The sequence below is a fragment of the Halomonas mongoliensis genome (assembly GCF_052496345.1).
On sequence record NZ_CP199288.1, the window covers coordinates 421,659 to 441,342 of the forward strand.

Consider the following 19,684-nt stretch of genomic DNA (forward strand, 5'->3'; position numbering starts at 1 on the left):
GGGGAACTCGAATCACTGCTGGTGGGGAACGGCCTCCTGGCCCTCGAGCATCTCCACCAGGGGCTGGAACTCCTCCCGGTTGTGCTCGTTCATCCGCATCAGGATACGGTGGGCCTCGAGGATGCGCTGGCGCGTCTCCTCCACGTCACAGGGAATCTCGGGCAGGTCGCAGAGCTCGCAGACCTCGGTAATGGGCGCCTCCACCAAGGTAAAGAAGCGGGCGAATCCCATGACGTCGAGCATCTGGCGAATGTCGGGGCTGTCGGCCACGATGGTAGGACGTTCGGGCAGGCGCCCCTCTACCGCCATGGCGACCTTGGCCAGAAAGCCAAGCGCCGTGGAGTCGACGTTGGTGGCGTCGCGAAGATCGATGATCAGGCTGGCAAGCCCGGGGGTCTCGGCCAGCTGCTGGGCCTGACGATCCAGGGTCGCACAGAGGGTGAGACGCACATCGCCACAGAGCTTGAGGACGAAGACGCCCGCCTCGAATGCCGCCTTGATGCGTCCTTCATGAATCAACATTGCCAAATCCACTCAACAGCATGATGGTCAGGTCGTCGGGCAGCGCCTCGATGCCCGCGTCGGAGCCAGCCTCGTCCCCACTGGCCAGCTGGCCAAGGGCCAGGCTGGCCCGCAGGTCCTCCAGCGTCTCGCTGGCCAGGACCCGCCGCTCGAGTTCCCTGAGCCGCATGTCGAGCGTATCACCCGGCAGGCACTCCAATACTCCATCCGAACACAGCCAGAGGCGGAAGTTCTCGGGCAGGAAGCAGCCCAGGGAGGGGTACTCCGCCCCGGGAAACAGCCCCACCGGCATGCCCTGGCCGGCGAGAGGCGTGACCTCCCCGTCGGCCACCAGCAGCGGCATGGGCAGCTGTGCGCCCAGCGAATAGTGCAGATAGCGACGCTCCAGGTCAATGACCCCGACGAAGAGGGTCGCGTGCTTGCCGATCCCGGTATCGAGCAGCTCGCGGTTGAGGTCCGCCAGCCAGCGCGGCGGCAGGGCCTCCGGCGCCGTGCCATCCCACTCCGACTGCCAGCGGTTGGTGAGGTACTTGAGCAGCACGGTGACGAAGGCGGAGGAGGCGCCATGGCCGGAGACATCGGCAAAGTAGAACAGCAGGTGGCGCTCGTCCAGGCGCTGAAAGTCCAGAAAGTCGCCGGAGAGATAGAGCCAGGGGGCGAACCAGTAGTCGCAGGTGACGCCGGCCACCGTCTGCGGCTTGGCGGGCAGCAGCTTGCGCTGGATCTGCCCGCCGGCCTGCTGATCGAGGCGCAGCATGGCCAGGTGCGTCTCCAGGCTCTCGTTGAGCTCCTCCAGGCGCTCCTGATCCTGACGGCGCGCCTCCTCCAGCTGACGCAGCTTGATCACCTTGCGGATCATGCGCCGCAGCAGCTGGCCGTGGCGCAGCGGCTCGACGATGTAGTCGACCAGGCCGGCGTCCACCGCCTCCAGCAGCCCCGACTCGGCGCGGCTGTCGCTGACCACCAGGGTCGGCAGGCGCTCGCAGAGCGCCGCCCACTGCGCGCCGGGCACCGCCCGGACATGGGCCACCACCAGCGAGACCTCCGCCGGCAGGGCCTCGGGGGTGTCGACGGCGATCACCGCCAGGCCGTCCCTGGCGATGGTCTCGGCCAGGGCATTGCGGGCCGGGCCCGGCTCGTCAATCACACCGATCAGCTGCTTGGGACTGTCCATGGCACTGGCCTCAGTCAGAGAAGGCGTCGTCGAAGTCGGCATCATCGAAGTCGAAATCATCCATGGCGAAGGGGTCGTCGCCCATCTCGCCGTCGCTGATCTCGAAGCGGCGACGCTGCAGCCAGGCATCGCGGATGAAGCTGTAGCGATCGCCGGTGATCAGCGCCTCCTGATCGAGCAGGCCGGCACGCATATCCACGATCCTCAGGGCCGTCAGCGCCACCTCCAGCTCGACGTCGCCAAAGTAGTAGAGCGGGTAGGTCTCGGCATCGACCGGCAGGCCGCTGGTATCGCGCAGTGTGCTCGGTCCCAGGAAGGGCAGCACCAGGTAGCGCGACTCCTCCCAGCCCCAGACCGCCAGGGTCTGGCCGAAGTCCTCGTCCCGGCCGGTGATCTCCATATGGGTGGCGAAATCCCAGAGCCCGCCGATGCCGATGGTGGTGTTGATCGCGAAGCGTGACAGGGCGATGCCGGCATTGCCCGGCTTGCCCTGCAGCAGGCTATTGAGCGCCGTGCGCGGCTCCCCCAGGTTGGAGAAGAAGTTGCCGACCCCGGTCTGCACCGGCTGGGGCGTCACCGTCCGATAGCCCCGGGCCACCGGCTTGAGCACGGCGCGATCCACGGCGTCGTTGAAGGCGAACACCTGGCGGTTGAAGCCCTCCCAGGGGTCATCGGGGTGGCGCTCCTCGATGGCGGAGGTGCTGGCGCAGCCCGCCAGCAGCGCTGCCGCCATCAGGGCCGCGAGCCCGGCCCCCCGGACGCCGGCACGAGTTCCCTTCGCTTGCTGCATGGTCCCTTCCTCCGTGCACTCGGTGGGCTGGTGCTCAGACACGCTTCACCACCACGCTGCCGGCGCTGTAGCCCGCCCCGAAGGAGCAGATCACCCCCAGGGCCCCGACGGCCAGGTCGTCGCGGTGCAGGTGGAAGGCGATGATGGAGCCCGCCGAGCTGGTGTTGGCATAGCGGTCGAGGATGATCGGCGCCTCCTGCTCGCTGGGGTCGCGGCCCAGCACCCGCCGCGCGATCAGGTCGTTCATGTGGCGGTTGGCCTGATGCAGCCACATCCGCGCCAGGTCGTCGCCGGCGAAGCCCAGCGCCTGCAGATGCTCCCCGATCAGCGCCGCCACCAGGGGGCACACCTCCTTGAAGACCCGGCGCCCCTCCTGGACGAAGAGCTTGTCCAGGGCCTGGGGATCGGCGTCGGTGACCCGATTGAGGAAACCCGCGTTGTTGCGGATGGCATTGGAGAAGCGGGTCACCAGGCGGGTGCCGAGGATCTCGAAGCGCGCCTCGCTGGTGGCCAGGTCGTCGCGCTCCAGCACCACGGCGGTGCAGGCGTCGCCGAAGATGAAGTGGCTGTCCCGGTCGCGGAAGTTGAGGTGGGCCGAGCAGATCTCGGGGTTGACCACCAGCGCTCGCCGCGCGCTGCCGGCGCGGATGGCGTTGGCGGCGGTCTCGATGGCGAAGGTGGCCGAGCTGCAGGCCACGTTCATGTCGAAGGCGTAGCCGCCGGCGCCCAGCTCCGCCTGCAGCTCCACCGCCACCGCCGGGTAGGGGCGCTCCAGGTTGGAGCAGCCGACGATCACCAGGTCGATATCGGCGGCCGCCACCCCGGCGGCCTCCAGGGCCTGGCGGGCGGCCACGGCGCCCATCTCGCACTGGATGGAGGGCTCGTCGTTGCTCCGCTCGCGCAGCCGGGGCCGCATGCGCTCAGGGTCGAGGATGCCCTCGGCATCGAGCACGTGGCGGCTGTGGATGCCCGAGGCCTTGACGATGAACTCGCTGCTGGAGTGCGCCAGGCGCGCCTCGATGCCGGCCTCGGCGCGGCGCGCGTTCTCGGTATCCACCCAGGCATTGAACGAGGCCACCAGGGCATCGTTGTCGATGGTGTACTCCGGCGTGAAGAGTCCTGTGCCGGTAATCACGACGTTGGTCATCGGTATCTCCCTTTCGCGGCGTCCGGGCCGCCCTGGCCGCCGCGGCGACCGCTTGCTGTTCGGGGCGCTCAGGGGCGCCCGGTGATCTCCGCCCAGCGCCTCTCGAGGCGCTTGGCGGAGACCGCAAATTTGGTGCCCAGCTGCTGGGCGAAGAGCGAGACGCGCAGCTCCTCGATCCACCAGCGGAAGGCTTCCAGCGCCGGCGGGGCCATGCCGCCGCGGCGCTCGCTCTCGAGGCGGGCCGCCAGCCTGGCCTCCAGGGCCTGGACCTCCTGCATATGCATCTGGTCGCGCAGGCGCTCCCGGGGGGCCTTCTCCAGGCGGATCAGGGCCGCCTCCATGTAGCGAGGATACTCCTCCAGCCACTCCCCCGCCTCGCTGACGAAGCCGGGATGCACCAGACGTGCCATCTGGGCCTTGAGGTCACTGTATACCAGGGCCAGGGCCAGGTTCAGGTTGCCCTTCAACGCCTTGGTGATCGCCAGGTGGCCCTTGAGCGCGGCCTCCAGAGTCACGACCAGGGCTTCGGCCCGGGGCACCAGGGCGGCGCCGGTCTCTGCCAGGCGCGCCTCCAGCTCGGCGGCGGAGCGGGGCAGCGGGTCCACCGCCGCCACCTGGAGGAAGACCGCCCGCACCACGTCGTCGATCAGCTGGCGCTTGCTGCCCACCTTGGCGAAGAGCAGCGCACAGGTGTTGAGCCCCCCCAGGCGCTCGATGGCGCGCACCTGGTCCGGCAACCGGCGCATGGCCAGGCTGACCACGCCATCCCGGTGGGCCTCCCGGGCCTTGTCCGGATGGTCGAAGAGCTCCACCCGGAAGGCATCACCCTCGGGCACCAGGGCCGGGAAGGCCTCGACGCGGATGCCCGCCTGGCTGGTCACCCGGGACTCGGGCAGCCCCTCCTCGGGTAGCCCCGCCACCGGCGCCTCCAGCCGCGCCTCGGCGGCCAGGGCTCGGGCCCCCTGCCCCGCCGCCTTCTCGAAGCGCCGCTCCAGTTCGCGGACATCACGCCCCTGGCCGATCATCCTCCCCTCGTGGTCCACCACCCTGAGGTTCATCACCAGGTGGGGCTCGAGCTGGTCCCGCTGCCAGTCGTCGGGGTGCACGCGCACCCCGGTGCGGCGGCGCAGGAACTCGCCCAGGGCCTCGGTGAGGGGGATATCGTCGGGGACGATCGTCTCCAGGGCCGCACCCACCCAGTCGGGGATCGGCACGACTTGACGACGGATCGCCTTGGGCAGCGACTTCATCAGGGCGATGCACTTCTCGCGCAGGAGCCCCGGCACCAGCCACTCCAGGCGCGCCGCCGGCAGCTGGGGCAGCATGGCGGCGGGCACGGTGAGGGTGACCCCGTCATCCTCGGCGCCGGGCTCGAAGTGGTAGGCGAGCGGATAGCGCACGCCGCCGAGCACCAGCTCGTCCGGGTAGTCCGCCTCGGTGACCTCACTGGCCTCCCGGGCCAGCAGGGCGGCGCGGTCGAACTTGAGAATAGCGGGATTCTCGGCCTCGGCGCTCTTGCGCCACGCCTCGAACCCCTTGCCGTTGTGGATGCCCTCGGGGAGGCGCTCGTCGTAGAAGGCGAAGAGGGTCTCCTCGTCCACCAGGATATCCCGGCGCCGGGCGCGGTCCTCCAGGTCCTCGACCTCCTCGACCAGCGCCCGGTTATGGGCGAAGAAGTCGCCCCGGGTACGGAACTCCCCCTCCACCAGGGCGCGGCGGATAAAGAGCTCGCGGGCCTCGGCGGGCGCGATGGGGCCATAGTGCACTCGCCGCCCCGTCACGATGGGCAGGCCGAAGAGGGTCACCTGCTCCTTGGCGACCACCTGGGCGCGCTTCATCTCCCAGTGGGGCTCGGCATAGCTGCGCTTGACCAGGTGTTCCGCCATGGGCTCGATCCACTGGGGATCGATCTTCGCCACGGTGCGGGCGAAGAGCTTCGTCGTCTCCACCAGCTCGAAGGCCATCAGCCACTTGGGCGACTTCTTGGCGAGTCCCGAACCCGGGTGGATCACGAACTTGCGGTTGCGCGCCCCCAGGTACTCGCGATTCTCGGTGAGAAGCCCCAGGTGGGAGAGCAGCCCGGGCAAGAGCGCCCGGTGCAGGGTGGCCGCCTGGCGGCGACGGGCCTCCTTGCGCGCCGTCTCGGCATCGCCCTCCTCGGCGCTACCCGCCTCGGGAGACGGCCAGGGCGCCGGCGGCGGCACCTCGATCTGCATGTCGCGCAGCAGCTGGCGCAGCTGGCGGAAGGTATCGTGCCACTCCCGCATGCGCAGGTAGTTGATGTAGTGCTCCTTGCACCAGCGGCGAAGCTGGTTGCCGGAGAGCGCCTCCCGGGCCGCCTCGACACCGTCCCAGAGGTTGAGCAGCGCCAGGAAATCGGAGTCGGGGTCCTGCCAGCGGCGGTGGGCCTGGTCGGCGGCCTGGCGCTTCTCCGCCGGGCGCTCCCGGGGGTCCTGGACGGCGAGGCCCGCCACCACGATCAGCACCTCGCGAAGCCCGCCCTGCTCGGCGCCGGCCAGCACCATGCGCGCCAGGCGCGGGTCGATGGGCAGCCGGGCCAGCTTGCGTCCCACGGGAGTGAGCCGCTGGGCCTCGTCCACCGCCCCCAGCTCGAAGAGCAGCTTGAAGCCGTCGGTGATAAAGCGCGAGTCCGGCGGATCCACGAAGGGGAAGGCCTCGATGTCGCCGAGCCTGAGCGACAGCATGGAGAGGATCACCGAGGCGAGGTTGGTGCGGCGGATCTCGGGGTCGGTGAAGGCCGGCCGGGCGAGGAAGTCCTCCTCGTCGTAGAGGCGGATGCAGACCCCCTCGGCCACCCGGCCGCAGCGCCCCATGCGCTGGTTGGCGCTGGCCTGGCTCACCGCCTCCACCGGCAGACGCTGGATCTTGGTCCGATAGCTGTAGCGGCTGATGCGCACCAGGCCCGGGTCGATCACGTAGCGGATGCCGGGCACGGTGAGCGAGGTTTCGGCCACGTTAGTGGCCAGCACGATGCGCCGCCCCCGGTGGGGGGCGAAGACCCGGTTCTGCTCGGCGTTGGAGAGCCGGGCGTAGAGGGGCAGGATCTCGGTGCCGCGCAGGTCGGCCCGACGCAGGGTGTCGGCGGTCTCGCGAATCTCCCGCTCCCCGGGCAGGAAGACCAGGATATCCCGGGGGCCGTGGCGCCAGCCCTTGGCGCGCTCGATCTGCTCGATCTCCTCCACGGCGTGGAGAATCCCCTCCTGGAGGGTGCGATCCTCCTCGTCCTCGGCGTCGCGCACCAGGGGGCGGTAGTGCACCTCCACCGGATAGGTGCGCCCGGAGACCTCCACCACCGGCGCCGGGCGCTCCTCGCCGCCGGCGGCGGGCCGGGCGAAATGGGCGGCGAAGCGCTCCACATCGATGGTGGCCGAGGTGATGATCACCTTGAGGTCGGGGCGCCGCGGCAGCAGCCGCTTCAGGTAGCCGAGCAGGAAGTCGATGTTGAGGCTGCGCTCGTGGGCCTCGTCGATGATGATCGCCTCGTAGCGCCGCAGCTCGGGGTCGTGGCGGGTCTCGGCCAGCAGGATGCCGTCGGTCATCAGCTTGACCAGGGTCTCGTCGCTGCTCTGGTCGGTGAAGCGCACCTGATAGCCCACCTGCTCCCCAAGCGGCGTCTGGAGCTCCTCGGCCAGCCGCGCGGCCACGGAGCGCGCCGCCAGCCGCCGCGGCTGGGTATGGCCGATCAGCCCGCGGCGCCCCAGCCCCAGCTCCAGGCAGAGCTTGGGCAGCTGGGTAGTCTTGCCGGAGCCGGTCTCGCCGGCCACCACCACCACCTGGTGGTCGCGCAGGGCCGCGAGGATATCCTCCCGGCGCTCCACCACGGGCAGCTCGGGGGGATAGTTGAGGGTCACCGGGCGGGCCGCGCGGCGCGCCACCGCCTCCCGGGAGCGCGCGACGGCCTGCTCCACCTCACCCAGGCCGCGATCCACCGGCTTGCCCTCCTTCAGCCGCCGGGCGAGGCCCCCGAGGCGCTTCTCCAGGGCCGGCCGGTCGCGCAGCAGCACGCCGTCCAGCCCCTGGCGCAGGGCGCTCAGGCGCTGGGAGTCGGTTCGAGCATGGGCGGGGACAGCGTCGGGGATCGCGTGGGACACGGCGGCTCCGGTAGAGAGGGAAGGGGCAAGAGACGGAAAACTGCCCGCACCGGAATCGGTGCGGGCAGCTCATTGTACCGCCGCCCCGGGGGCGGCGCCTAATCCGGGCCATTGAGGCTGGCTATGACCCGAAGAGAGTGCGGCTATCGCCGGGTCAGGCGTCGGCCTTGGCCTTCTCGCGCTCCTCGTCGCGCAGCTGGCGACGCAGCACCTTGCCCACGTTGGTTTTCGGGAGCTCGTCGCGCAGCTCCACGTACTTGGGCACCTTGTAGCCGGTCAGCTCCTTCTTGCACCAGGCGCGCAGCTCCTCGGGATCCAGGTCGTCGCCACGGGGCACCACAAAGAGCTTGATCGCCTCGCCGCTGTTCTCGTCCTCCACGCCGACCGCGGCGGACTCCAGCACGCCTGGGTGGGTGGCGACGACATCCTCCACCTCATTGGGATAGACGTTGAAGCCGGAGACCAGAATCATGTCCTTCTTGCGGTCGACGATGCGGATATAGCCATCCTCCTGGAGCACGGCGATATCGCCGGTATGGAACCAGCCGTCGTCGTCGATCACCTTGATGGTCTCGTCATCGCGGTTCCAGTAGCCCTTCATCACCTGGGGGCCCTGGACGCAGAGCTCACCCGGCTCGCCGTAGGGCAGGTCGTTGCCGTCGCCGTCCACCACCTTGACCCGGGTGCCGGCCACGGGCATGCCGATGGTGCCGAGCTGGATGGCGTCCACCGGGTTGAAGCTGACCACCGGCGAGGTCTCGGTAAGACCGTAGCCCTCGGCGATGTCGCAGCCGGTGACCTCCTTCCAGCGCTCTGCCGCCGCCTTGGTGAGCGCCATGCCCCCGGAGATGGTCAGGTGCAGCTTCGAGAAGTCCAGGGCGCGAAAGTCCTCGCGGTTGCAGAGGGCGTTGAACAGGGTATTGAGCCCGATAAAGGCGGTGAACTGGAGCCCCTTGAGCTCTTTGACGAAGTTGGGCAGGTCCCGGGGGTTGGTGATCAGGATGGAGTGGTTGCCGGTCTCCATCAGGAAGAGGCAGTTCACCGTGAAGGTGTAGATGTGGTAGACCGGCAGCGGCGCGATCACCACCTCCTCGCCGTTGTTGAGCCCCTTGCCGATTGCCTCACCGGCCTGGAGCATGTTGGCGACCAGGTTGCGATGGGTGAGCATGGTCCCCTTGGCCAGGCCCGTGGTGCCGCCGGTGTACTGCAGGGCGGCGATGTCGTCCAGCCCGCGCCGCACGTCGCTGTGCTGGCGGGCGGCCCCCTCCTTGAGCGCCTGGCGGAACGGCGTATGACCGGGCAGCCGGTAGGCGGGCACCATCTTCTTGACGTGCTTGACCACCAGGTTGATCAGCTGGCGCTTGGGGAAGCCGTGCAGGTCGGCAAGCTCCGTCACCACCAGGTGCTGGATATCGGTGCGATCGAGGATCTTCTCCAGCTTGTCGGCCATGTTGGCCAGGATCACGATCGCCTTGGCGCCGGAGTCCTTGAACTGGTGGGCCATCTCCCGCTCGGTGTAGAGCGGGTTGGTGTTGACCACCACCAGGCCAGCGCGCATGGCGCCAAATACCGCCACCGGAAACTGCAGCACGTTGGGCAGCTGGATGGCGATGCGGTCGCCCGGCTGCAGGGTCGTCTCGTGCTGCAGCCAGGCCGCGAAATCACCGGAGAGGCGGTCCAGGTCGGCAAAGCTCAGCGTCTGCCCCATGCAGCTGAAGGCCGGCCGGTCGGCGTAGCGCTTGACCGCCTTGTGAAAGACATCGGTAACCGACTGGTACTCGTCCAGCCCCGTGAGCTCGGGACCTGAAAGAACCGGGGCGTTGGCGTGCTCACTCATGACGTATCTCCACGACGTTGCCGATCTGCCATCGGCGCTTGTTGTTTTCCCGGGGTCCTACCTTAAACCGACCGGCCCAGGCTGTAAAACGATCGATTGAAACTATCGTTTGCGCCTGAACGCGCCCCAGCCTCTGCTCGCCAGCCTGCCCTATTCGGCCTCCCCCTGCGAGCCGGCTCCTTTCACGCAGGGCAGCGGCCGTAGCGCGCCAGGATCCTGCCGTCGCGCCACACCAGCAGCTCCCCGGGTACCATGCGCTCCCAGGCCTCGTTGTCGGTGAGGGGCTCGGTGGCGATGACCGAGACGATATCGTCGGGGGTGGTGTGCTCGGCGAAGTTCACCGTGAGCTCGGCGTCCGACAGGCTCGCCCGGCCGAAGGGGGCCCGGCGCGTGATATGGGCCAGCTTGGTGGAGCAGAAGGTGTAGAGGTAGTCGCCATCGGCCAGCAGCAGGTTGAAGACCCCGAGGCCGCGCAGCCGCTCGCAGAGCTGGTGCAGCAGCCGCCACATCCCCTGGCGCTCGGCGTCGCTGGCCGGGCGCTCGGGAAAGCGGCCGCGCAGCTCGCCAAGCAGCCAGCAGAAGGCGTGCTCGCTGTCGGTATCCCCCACCGGGCGATAGAAGCTGAGCGGCAGCGTCTGCCACCCCGCGAGCTGGCCGTTGTGGGCATAGCACCAGGGCCGCCCCCACATCTCGCGCACGAAGGGGTGGGTGTTGGCCAGGCGCACCTGGCCCACGTTGGCCTGGCGAATATGGCTGATGACGATATTCGACTTGATGGGGTAGTCGGTGATCAGCCGGGCGATGGGCGAGTGCACCGAGGGGTGGGGGTCACGGAAGTCGCGATAGCCCCCCTCCTCGTAGAAGGCGATGCCCCAGCCGTCGCGGTGGGGGCCGGTGCCACCGCCGCGGTGGAGAAAGCCGGTAAAGCTGAAGCAGATATCCGTCGGCACGTTGGCGCTCATGCCCAGCAGTTCACACATGGGGATCCTCCCGGTGAACGACCCGCCGCCGCTGCCGTCGTAGCGTCCGGCGCAGCAGCATCAGCGCTACCAGCAGCAGTATGGCCAGCCCGCCGGCCACCGCCTGCTGGCCGGGCGAGGCGACCAGCGCCCGGCGGCGCTGCTCCAGCCAGGGCAGCGCCTCCCGCCCCAGGGCCGCGGCGCGGGACGGCAGGTCGTGAATGAAATCGATAAAGCGGTCGGCGGGGCTGTCGACAAGCTCCCCGCCGTCGCGGCCGGTGGCCAGGTCCTCGTGAAAGCGCTCCCCCTTCGGCCGACCGGGCGCCACCGCCCCGGCGCCCTCCTCGGCCTCCGGCAGCAGCCCCAGCAGCGGCTGTACGCTGACGGCCTGGAGCCGCTGGCGAAGGATGCCCTCACCCTCGGCGCGCAGGCGCAGGCGGGCCGGCCCGAGCCATGCCGGAGGCACCAGCTCCCCGACAAAGCGCTCGCCGTCCCTCTGCAGGGGAGCTTCGGCCAGCACACGCCCCGCGTCGTCCAGCAGGGTCGCATCGATGGCAAGATCCTCCGGTGCCCCCTCCCAGGGCTCCCCGCCCCGCACCAGCCAGGCCTCCAGGGGCACCCCCACCTCGGGGTAGAGGGTCGCGGGCAGGGGGCCGACATGCAGGCCGACGGCGCCCTGCACGCCGATACGGCTCTGCGCCCCCAGCGCTCCCTCCAGGCGCCATTCGCCCCGGGCGGGTTCGGCCACCCGCAGCAGGCTGAACAGGGACTCCACCTGCCAGCGAGCGCCGGCAGGCGGACTGTCCGGCGCGTAGCGGGTGCCATCAGGGGCCACCAGGGCCAGCGGCTCGCCGCCCTCCCCCGGAAACAGCAGGGCCGAGAAGGACTCGACGCCGGCCTCGATCAGGAAGCGGCCGTCGACCAGCGGGATCTGGTCGGTGGGAAAGATCCGTTCGACGATATCCAGAAAGGCGCCCGGCAGTTGCTCCGGCGATGCCACCTGGAGCGGCAGGCCACCGGTCAGCCGGGAAAGCTGGGCCACCAGCGCCAGGTCAGCCTCCTCGGAGAAGGCGATGGCGTGGGCCACCACCCCCTGGCGGGCGAGGTCGGGGGCCAGCGCCTCGAGCAGGCGGCGGCGGGAGGCGTCATCGATGGCAGGCTTGGGGCCTCGAGCGGGAGGAAGGTCGACGACGCCGTCGGTGAGCAGCAGCAGGTGAGGCTCGCCGACGGCCGACGGCTCGGCGGCGGCCACCACCGCCGCCTCGATGTCGGTGAAGGGCTGGTACTCCACCAGGGCCGGGCGCAGCGCCATGGCCTGTTCGCGCCAGGCGTCGTCGACCTCGGCCAGGGGCAGGGGCGCCGCCACCGTTTCACCGAAGGTCCAGACCCCCGCCGTCACCCCGTCGGGCAGCAGCGCGGCAAGCAGCTCCACGGCGCTGGCGGCGAGCTGCTCCGGGTCGTTGCTGCGCATGCTGCCGGAGACATCGACGATCACCCGCACCTCGGGCGAGGCCGCAGGGGGGTGGGGCTGGGCCAGGGCGAGAGCCGGCAGCAGCAGCAGTCCCAGCCACGCTCCAGGACGGCCCGGCGGGCCGCCTTCCTGCCCCTTGCTTCGCCACCAGGCCATTGCGGCTCCTTAGCCGATTGCCGGCTTCTGAATCAGCCGATTACCGGCTCCCGACGCTCGGCGCCACGCCGCGGCGCCACGTCATCCTCAGGGTCATCCATGTCGACATAGTCGTCATCGTGGCGGCCGCGCCACCAGAGCAGCAGCCCGAAGGCCACCCCCGCCACGGCCCCGACCAGGGTCAGCAGCAGGGCCGGCATCATCACCTCGCTGCTGCGCTCGAGAAAGCCCACCAGCGCTACCACCACCGCCGGCGCCAGGCCGGTGTAGAACTCCCCCTCCTCCAGCAGCGGCATCTGGAAGCGGGTCGGCGTCCACATCACGCCGGCCACCAGCCAGGTCAGGGTGAGCCGCAGCAGTCGCGGCAGGAAGGCCAGCCCCAGGTAGCCGGTAAGCAGCACCACCAGCGACAGGAAGCCGTAGACCAGCCATAGTAGGGTCATCGATTCGGTAATTGGCATTGCCACCTCTCATTTCACAATCTGGAGTATGGTACATCCCGCGCCATGAAAGCACAGCCGCCCCGCACTCCCGAGCAGCCCGACGCCCCACCGGTCAACCGCTTCCGCCGCGCCGATGATCCCGAGTGGCACTGGCTCGAGAACCGCGACGACCCCGAGGTCACCGCCTTTCTGGAGGCCGCCAACGCCGAGTTCGACCGGTGGTTCACCCCCCTGGAGGGGCTGGTCGAGCGGCTCTACCACGGCCACCTGGCACGCCGCGAGCTGGCCGTGCACGGCCTGCGCACGCCCCTGGACCACTACACCTACTGGAGCGAGACCGCCGCCGAGGCGGACTATCCGGTCTGGTGGCGCCACCCCAACGGCAAGCCGGACCGTGCCGCTCCCTTCCTCGACCTGGAGGCCCGCGCCGCCGACCACGACTTCCTGGAGCTCGGCGACATGGCGCTCTCGCCTGACGAGCGCTGGCTGGCCTGGACCGAGGACACCAGCGGCGACGAGCAGTTCGACCTCTTCCTCAAGGCGCTGCCCGACGGCAAGGCGGTGCGGCTGCTCGAGGGCATCGGCCCGGAACTGACCTGGGCCGAGGACAACGCCACCCTGCTCTTCACCCGCTACGACGCCACCCAGCGCCCCGAGAGCGTCTGGCGCCTGCCCCTGGCCGAGGGCGTGGCCGGGGAGCCCGACCTGGTGCTGCGGGAGGAGGACCCGGAGTTCTGGCTGGGGCTGGGCAAGACCCGCTCCCGGGAGTGGCTGGTGCTGGAGAGCGCCTCCAAGGACACCAGCGAGTGCCACCTGATCCCGGCTCGGGCTCCGGCCACGCCGCCCCGCTGCTTCCGTCCCCGGGAGAGCGGCGTGGAGCTCTCCCTGGACCATCGCCCCGGCCACTTCTACCTGCTCCACAACCGCGGCGCGACCCACTTTTGCCTCGACGTGATCGAGGAGGCACGACTTGATCGGGCCGCGGATGCCGACGCCTGGCAGCCACTGGTGCCCCACCGGGACAACGATACCCTGGAGGGGGTCGACGCCTTCGCCTGGGGGCTCGTGCTCACCGAGCGCGACCATGACGAGGCCCAGGTGCGGCTGCGGGTGCTGGAGTTCGATGCCGAGCATAGCGTCACCCGGGACGAGCGCCTGCCGCTGCCGGAGACCCCCTGCAGCCTCGCCCTGGGCGACGCTCCCCACTTCGATGCCCGGTGCCTGCGGCTGCGGGAGGAGTCCTTCGTGCTGCCGGTGAGCTGGATCGAACACGACCTGGACAGCGGCGAGCGCACCCTGATCAAGCAGCAGCCGATCCATGGCGACCTCAGGCCCGAACAGCTCGCCTGCGAGCGGCTCTGGGCCACCGCCCACGACGGCGAGCGCATCCCGGTCTCGGTCGTGATGCGAGCCGATCTCGTCGGCCATCCCCTGCCCACCCTGCTCTACGGCTATGGGGCCTATGGCGAGGTGCTCGACCCCTGGTTCTCGGTGGCGCGCCTGGAGCTGCTGGCCCGGGGCGCGGCCTTCGCCGTGGCCCACGTGCGCGGCGGCGGCGACCGCGGCGAGCCCTGGTACCTGGCCGGCAAGCTCGAGCACAAGGCCAACAGCTTCCGCGACTTCCTGGCCGCCCGGGAGTGTCTGGTGGAGCACGGCATCAGCGACGGCGAGCGCATCGCCGCCTACGGCGCCAGCGCCGGCGGGCTGCTGGTGGGCGCCAGCCTCAATCTGGACCCGGAGGCCTTCTGCGCCGCGGTGCTCGACGTCCCCTTCGTGGACGTGCTGCGCACCATGGAGAACCCCGACCTGCCGCTGACCACCGCCGAATACACCGAGTGGGGCAATCCCGACGAGCCCGACGCCCGCAAGCGCATCCGCGCCTACTCGCCGCTGGACAACCTGGCGAAGGCCCCCTACCCGACCCTCTTCCTGCAGGGCAGCTGGCACGACACCCGAGTGCCCTACTGGGAGCCGGCCAAGCTCTATGCCCGGCTGAGCGAGCTCGGCACGGCCCGGGGACCGCTGCTGCTGCGCACCGACATGGCCGCCGGCCACGGCGGCGCCTCGGGACGCTTCAAGGCCTGGCACGACGGCGCCCGCCAGGACGCCTTTATCCTCTGGGCGCTGGGGGTGGAAAACCGCGAGGCGTAGCCCTTACCACCCGCAAGGGCCGTCAATCGATGGGAATCACCGCGATGATATGGTCCTCGTACTGCTCCTCGGGGACCCCGCGGCTGGTGACCGCAAAGCTGCGCACGCTGATCCCCTTGCGGTGGACCCTCTCCGGGTCCCCGGAGAGCAGCGGGTGCCAGCGGGCCAGCTTGCGCCCTTCGGCCACCCGGCGGTAGGCGCAGGAGTGAGGCAGCCAGCGGAACTCCCCCACACGCTCGGGCGTCAGCCGGGTGCACTCCGGCACCCGCTCGAGGCGGTGCTCGTAGTCGCTGCAGCGGCAGCTGTGAACGTCGAGCAGCTCGCAGGCCAGGTTGAGCACCGCCAGCTCGCCACTCTCCTCGTCCTGGAACTTGAGCAGGCAGCACTGGCCGCAGCCGTCGCAGAGCGCCTCCCACTCCTCGGCGGTCAGCTCCTCCAGGGGGTACTGCTCCCAGAAGCGTTCACGCATCAATAGCGCGCCTCGGTGGGGGTGCGGTAGAGGTCGAGGAGGTACTCCTCCTTGGCCGGGGGCATCTGCAGGTAGAACCCCTTCTCGCGGATCGCGGCCATGACGTCGCCGGCCTCGGCGCGACCCAGGCGCTTCTCGGCGGAGAGGATCAGGGTCATGGTCGAGACCGGCTTGCCGAAGCGCTCGAGCAGCACCTCCGGCACCCGGGCGAGTCCCTCGCGCTTGTCCACGTAGAGGTACATCTCCTCCTTGCGGGGGCTCTTGAACACTTCGCACAGCAGCTTGTTACCGCGCATCCGGTCATCGCTCATCGGGGGCACTCCTCCAGGGCCTTGACCAGGCCCGCATTCAGTCGCTCGCCGCGCCAGCCGGTGGGCAAGGGCAGCGGTTCATCATCCAGGTGGGCGGTCACCAGCGCCTCCAGGTCGCGGCGGCGCAGCAGCACCTCCGGGGCCAGCCCCAGGGTCTCGGCCTCGGCGTTGACCACCTTCTTGAGGGCCTTGAGCACGCGCTTGAACTCCGGCGCCATGGGAGACGGCAGCGCCGGGGGCAGCGCATCCTCGTCCAGGTGGCGCGCCTCGGCCACCAGGGCCAGCAGGGTGTCGCCGTCGCGCTTGATCAGGCTCGGCTTGACCTCCTCCACCCGGGAGAGCTCGAAGCGGTTCTCCGGCATCGCCTCGGAGATGGCGTAGAGCACCCGGTCGTGGACCAGCCAGCCCCGGGGCAGGTTGCGCGCCCGGGTCTCGCCCTCCCGCCAGGTGGTAAGACGGCGGTAGGCCTCGATCTGCCGCGGGGTAAGCCGCCACAGCTGGCGCTGACGCAGGTACCACTGGGCGTCGTCCTCACCGTTGCGGCCGGCCTGGGCCACCACCTCGGCACAGTCCGCCTGGAGCCAGGCCAGGCGATCCAGGCGCGCCAGGGCCTCACGCTGCTGCTGCCACACCTCCACCAGGTAGATGACGTCCAGGGCCGCATAGGTCTGCTGGGCCTCGCTGAGCGGGCGCACCAGCCAGTCGGAGCGGGTCTCGTCCTTGGGCAGGGTGTGGCCGGTCCAGTGCTCGACGAGCTTCTGGTAGCCCATGGAGGGGGTCTCGCCGAGCAGGCCCTGGGCCAGCTGGGTATCGACCAGGGGGCTGGGCACCACGCCGGCCCAGGCGGCAAACACCTCCAGGTCCTCACTGGCGGCGTGCAAAAGCTTCAGCGGCCCCTCGGCGAGCAGCCGCCGGAAGGCGTCGGTGCAGGCCACCGCCTGGGGGTCGACCAGCCAGGCCGGGCCGCCGGCGGAGAACTGGATCAGGGCCGGGACCGGAAGGAAGGTGTTCTCACGGAAGAACTCGGTGTCCAGCGCAATGACCTCCGCCTGGGCCACCTCGGCGCAGGCGGCATCCAGGGCCTCGGGGGTATCGATCCAGCGTATCTCGGGATTCAGGGGCATTGGGGTTCCGGCAAATGAAGGGTCGTCGGGAAAGGGGAAGTGGCCGAGGCTCAGTCGCCCCGGAAGGGCAGGCGGCCGTTGAAGGCGCGGCTCAGGGTGCCGCCGTCCACGTATTCGAGTTCGCCGCCCATGGGCACGCCGTAGGCGAGCCGGGACAGCCCCACGCCGTGGGGCGAGAGCTGGGCGGCGATATAGTGGGCGGTGGCCTCCCCCTCCACCGTGGGATTGGTGGCGAGGATCACCTCCTCGATGCCTCCCTCGGCCACTCGCGCCTCCAGCTGGTCGAGGCCGATGTCCTCCGGGCCGATACCATCCAGCGGCGAGAGGTGGCCGTGGAGCACGAAGTAGCGCCCGCGGTAGCCGCCGGCCTCCTCGATGGCGAGCTGGTCGGCGGGGGACTCCACCACGCAGAGCAGGGTGTCGTCGCGCCGCGCGCTCTCGCACAGCGCACAGACCTCCTCCTCGGTGAGGGTGCGGCAGCGCCGGCAGTAGCCGACCCGCTCCAGCGCCTCATCGAGCACCGCGGCCAGGCGCCGGCCGCCGTCGCGGTCGCGCTCGAGCAGGTGCATGGCCATGCGCTGGGCGGTCTTGGGCCCGACGCCGGGCAGCACCCGCAGCGACTCCATCAGTCTTTCGACGAGGGGGGAAAAACTCATCGTCAGAACGGCATCTTGAAGCCCGGCGGCAAGTTCATGCCCGAGGTCACCTCTTCCATCCTCGCCTTGGAGTTGGCCTCCACCTTGCGCACGGCGTCATTAACCGCCGCGGCCAGCAGATCCTCGAGCAGCTCCTTGTCCTCCTCCATGACGCTCGGGTCGATATCGACCTTGCTGACGTCATGACGGCCGTTCATGGTCACCTTGACCATGCCCGCGCCCGCCTCGCCCTGCACCTCGGCGCGGGCGATCTCCTCCTGGACGCGCTGCATCTTCTCCTGCATCTCCTGGGCCTGCTTCATGATGTTGCCCATTCCACCCTTGAACATGGTGAGTCCTCTCTATGGTGATGTGATAATTCCTGAGTATGACGTCGCGGTGAGCTCCCGGTTCGGTAGACCGAACGCAGGGCCGGTCAGGAGCCGGCCCCGGTCTCGGCGGGCTTCACCGTGGATTCGATCAGCCGTGCCCCGAAGGCCTGTTCGAGCTTCTGCACGTTGGGGTCGCGCCTGAGCGCCGCCACCGCCTCGGCGTGGCGCTCGGCGGCCAGGCGTTCGGCCTGCTGGCGGGGCGTCTCGACCCGCTCGGGCAGCGGCCCCTCCTCGACCACCAGGCGCCGCACCACGCCGTGCTCGGCCAGGGCCTGCCGAGTGCGTTCGATATGGATCTCGGCCCGCATGGCGGAGAGCGCCGGGTCCAGGCGCAGCCGGAGCACCTGACCATCATCGTGCTCCACCACGCAGTTGGCCGCCAGGTTGCGGGTCAGGCCGCCGAGCCCCAGGGACTCGAAGCAGGCCAGCCAGTCGGCGTGGCCGAAGAGGCCGGCCATGCCGGGCTCGGAAGGCGTTGCAGGCGACGGCTCGGCCTGGGCAGGCTCAGGCGGCGGCTCCGCCGAAGACTCCGCTGCCGGCCCTGCTTCTTGAAACGGCTCGGGCGCAGGTGCGCCCTTGGGGGCATGGACAGAGGGCGCCGGGGCGGCCTCCTCCCAGGGTGGCGGCGGCTCCTGGGGCAGCGGCGGTGCCTCGGCAGCGGCAGGGGAAACCGGCGCCGCCGGGGGCGGCGGCTCAGGCGATCGGGCAGCGCCGGGGGGCTCGACGGCGGGCGCTTGCCTCTCGACCTCGGGCCGTCGTCCGCTCGCCTGGGCGGGAGCGGACGGCGCCGCAGGCGGAGCGACCGTGCCGGCCCCTGGCCCGGCACCACCCTCCCCCGCCCCGCGCAGCGGCAACGGCGTCTTCGCCGGTGCCGGCACCCCCTGGGGGCGGAAGGCCAGCATGCGCAGCAGGGTCATCTCCAGGGCGGTGCGCAGGTCCGGGGCGTGCTCCATGTCGCTGCGCCCCTGGATGCCGATCTGGTAGTAGAGCTGGACGTCCTCGGCGGTGAGGCGGCCGGCGAGCGCCAGCAGAGCGTCGCGGTCGCCGTGGCCGTTATCCAGGGCATCCGGCACCATCTGGGCGATGGCCAGGCGGTGCAGCACCCCGGTGAGCTCGTCGAGCACGCCGCCGAAGTCGGGGCCTCGCTCGGCCAGGGCGGCCACCTCGGCCAGCACCCGGGCGGCGTCCACCTCGGCCAGGGCCTCCACCAGGGAGAGCACCTGGCGCTGGTCCAGGGTACCGAGCATGGCGGCGACGTCGCCATGCTCGACCCGCCCCTGGCCGAAGGCGATGGCCTGGTCGGTGAGGCTCATGGCGTCGCGCATGGAGCCCTCGGCGGCACGCCCCAGCAGCCAGAGTGCACTCTCCTCGAAGGGCACCCCCTCGGCGCCCAGCACCTTGGCGAGGTGCTCGACGATACGCTCCGGGGGCATGTGCTTGAGGGTGAACTGCAGGCAGCGCGACAGCACCGTGGCCGGCAGCTTCTGCGGATCGGTGGTGGCGAGCAGAAACTTCACGTGGGGCGGCGGCTCTTCCAGGGTCTTGAGCAGCGCATTGAAGCTGCTGGTGGAGAGCATGTGCACCTCGTCGATGAGGTAGACCTTGTAGCGCCCCTGGGTCGGCGCGTACTGCACGTTGTCGAGCAGCTCGCGGGTGTCCTCCACCTTGGTGCGCGAGGCGGCGTCCACCTCGATCAGGTCGACGAAGCGCCCCTCGTCGATGGCCACGCAGCTGGGGCACTGGCCGCAGGGCGTGGAGGTCACCCCTTCGTCGCCCTGCCCCCCGGCGGTGCAGTTGAGGCACTTGGCGAGAATTCGCGCCAAGGTGGTCTTGCCGACCCCGCGGGTGCCGGTAAACAGGTAGGCGTGGTGCAGGCGCCCCTGGTCCAGGGCGTTGACCAGGGCACGCTGAACGTGCTCCTGGCCCACCAGCTCATGGAAGGTACGCGGCCGCCACTTGCGGGCCAGAACCTGATAGCTCATGCAGCGCGG

16 protein-coding genes are annotated in these 19,684 nt (G+C 70.2%); 1 reads left to right on the forward strand and 15 read right to left on the reverse strand.

Going from position 1 to position 19,684, the window contains the following annotated elements:
• Positions 1-12: 12 nt before the first annotated feature.
• The 9 genes from ACRYRV_RS01940 to ACRYRV_RS01980 form a co-directional block, all read right to left on the reverse strand.
• Entirely contained in the window at positions 13-522 is a 510-nt protein-coding gene (locus ACRYRV_RS01940; protein WP_253450893.1) for an STAS domain-containing protein, read from the reverse strand.
• A complete protein-coding gene (locus ACRYRV_RS01945; protein WP_309635740.1) occupies positions 509-1,696 on the reverse strand; it encodes a PP2C family protein-serine/threonine phosphatase in 1,188 nt (395 codons plus the stop codon). Before ACRYRV_RS01945 ends, ACRYRV_RS01940 begins: the two co-directional genes overlap by 14 nt.
• Before the next feature lie 10 nt (positions 1,697-1,706).
• Positions 1,707-2,486 carry an MlaA family lipoprotein gene (locus ACRYRV_RS01950; RefSeq protein WP_253450887.1) on the reverse strand — a complete coding sequence of 260 codons (780 nt, stop codon included), beginning with the start codon at positions 2,484-2,486 and terminating at the stop codon, positions 1,707-1,709.
• 34 nt (positions 2,487-2,520) lie between these two features.
• Positions 2,521-3,633, reverse strand: coding sequence for a beta-ketoacyl-ACP synthase III (locus ACRYRV_RS01955; protein ID WP_444984128.1), 1,113 nt, complete (start codon positions 3,631-3,633; stop codon positions 2,521-2,523).
• Between the two features lie 68 nt (positions 3,634-3,701).
• Positions 3,702-7,745, reverse strand: coding sequence for an ATP-dependent RNA helicase HrpA (gene hrpA / locus ACRYRV_RS01960; RefSeq protein WP_444984127.1), 4,044 nt, complete (start codon positions 7,743-7,745; stop codon positions 3,702-3,704).
• Between the two features lie 154 nt (positions 7,746-7,899).
• Positions 7,900-9,582 (reverse strand): AMP-binding protein, encoded by a 1,683-nt coding sequence (locus ACRYRV_RS01965; protein WP_444984126.1) that lies wholly within the window; start codon positions 9,580-9,582, stop codon positions 7,900-7,902.
• A 182-nt stretch (positions 9,583-9,764) separates the two neighbouring features.
• A complete protein-coding gene (locus ACRYRV_RS01970; protein WP_444984125.1) occupies positions 9,765-10,562 on the reverse strand; it encodes a class II glutamine amidotransferase in 798 nt (265 codons plus the stop codon).
• Positions 10,555-12,168, reverse strand: coding sequence for a vWA domain-containing protein (locus tag ACRYRV_RS01975; RefSeq protein ID WP_444984124.1), 1,614 nt, complete (start codon positions 12,166-12,168; stop codon positions 10,555-10,557). The genes ACRYRV_RS01970 and ACRYRV_RS01975 overlap by 8 nt, the downstream gene beginning before the upstream one ends.
• A 32-nt stretch (positions 12,169-12,200) precedes the next feature.
• Positions 12,201-12,629, reverse strand: a complete 429-nt coding sequence (locus tag ACRYRV_RS01980; protein ID WP_253450871.1) for a hypothetical protein — start codon at positions 12,627-12,629, stop codon at positions 12,201-12,203.
• 45 nt (positions 12,630-12,674) lie between these two features.
• On the opposite strand from ACRYRV_RS01980, the gene ACRYRV_RS01985 reads away from it, so the two are divergent.
• The gene (locus tag ACRYRV_RS01985) at positions 12,675-14,762 is read left to right on the forward strand and encodes a S9 family peptidase (RefSeq protein ID WP_253450869.1); all 2,088 of its coding nucleotides are present in this window, start codon (positions 12,675-12,677) and stop codon (positions 14,760-14,762) included.
• A gap of 22 nt (positions 14,763-14,784) precedes the next feature.
• Here the strand turns inward: ACRYRV_RS01985 and ACRYRV_RS01990 are convergent, their stop codons facing one another.
• The 6 genes from ACRYRV_RS01990 to dnaX all read right to left on the reverse strand — a co-directional run bounded on the left by ACRYRV_RS01990 (position 14,785) and on the right by dnaX (position 19,675).
• On the reverse strand, positions 14,785-15,231 hold the full coding sequence (locus ACRYRV_RS01990; protein WP_253450867.1) for a YcgN family cysteine cluster protein: 447 nt from the start codon (positions 15,229-15,231) through the stop codon (positions 14,785-14,787).
• Positions 15,231-15,542: a YcgL domain-containing protein gene (locus ACRYRV_RS01995; RefSeq protein WP_253450865.1), complete on the reverse strand. Its 312-nt coding sequence runs from the start codon at positions 15,540-15,542 to the stop codon at positions 15,231-15,233. Before ACRYRV_RS01995 ends, ACRYRV_RS01990 begins: the two co-directional genes overlap by 1 nt.
• The gene (rnd, locus tag ACRYRV_RS02000) at positions 15,539-16,666 is read right to left on the reverse strand and encodes a ribonuclease D (RefSeq protein WP_444984123.1); all 1,128 of its coding nucleotides are present in this window, start codon (positions 16,664-16,666) and stop codon (positions 15,539-15,541) included. Before rnd ends, ACRYRV_RS01995 begins: the two co-directional genes overlap by 4 nt.
• A 50-nt stretch (positions 16,667-16,716) precedes the next feature.
• Positions 16,717-17,322: a recombination mediator RecR gene (gene recR / locus ACRYRV_RS02005; RefSeq protein ID WP_309635732.1), complete on the reverse strand. Its 606-nt coding sequence runs from the start codon at positions 17,320-17,322 to the stop codon at positions 16,717-16,719.
• Positions 17,323-17,324: 2 nt separating this feature from the next.
• On the reverse strand, positions 17,325-17,651 hold the full coding sequence (locus tag ACRYRV_RS02010; RefSeq protein WP_253450859.1) for a YbaB/EbfC family nucleoid-associated protein: 327 nt from the start codon (positions 17,649-17,651) through the stop codon (positions 17,325-17,327).
• A gap of 86 nt (positions 17,652-17,737) precedes the next feature.
• On the reverse strand, positions 17,738-19,675 hold the full coding sequence (dnaX, locus tag ACRYRV_RS02015) for a DNA polymerase III subunit gamma/tau (protein WP_444984122.1): 1,938 nt from the start codon (positions 19,673-19,675) through the stop codon (positions 17,738-17,740).
• Positions 19,676-19,684: the final 9 nt, after the last annotated feature.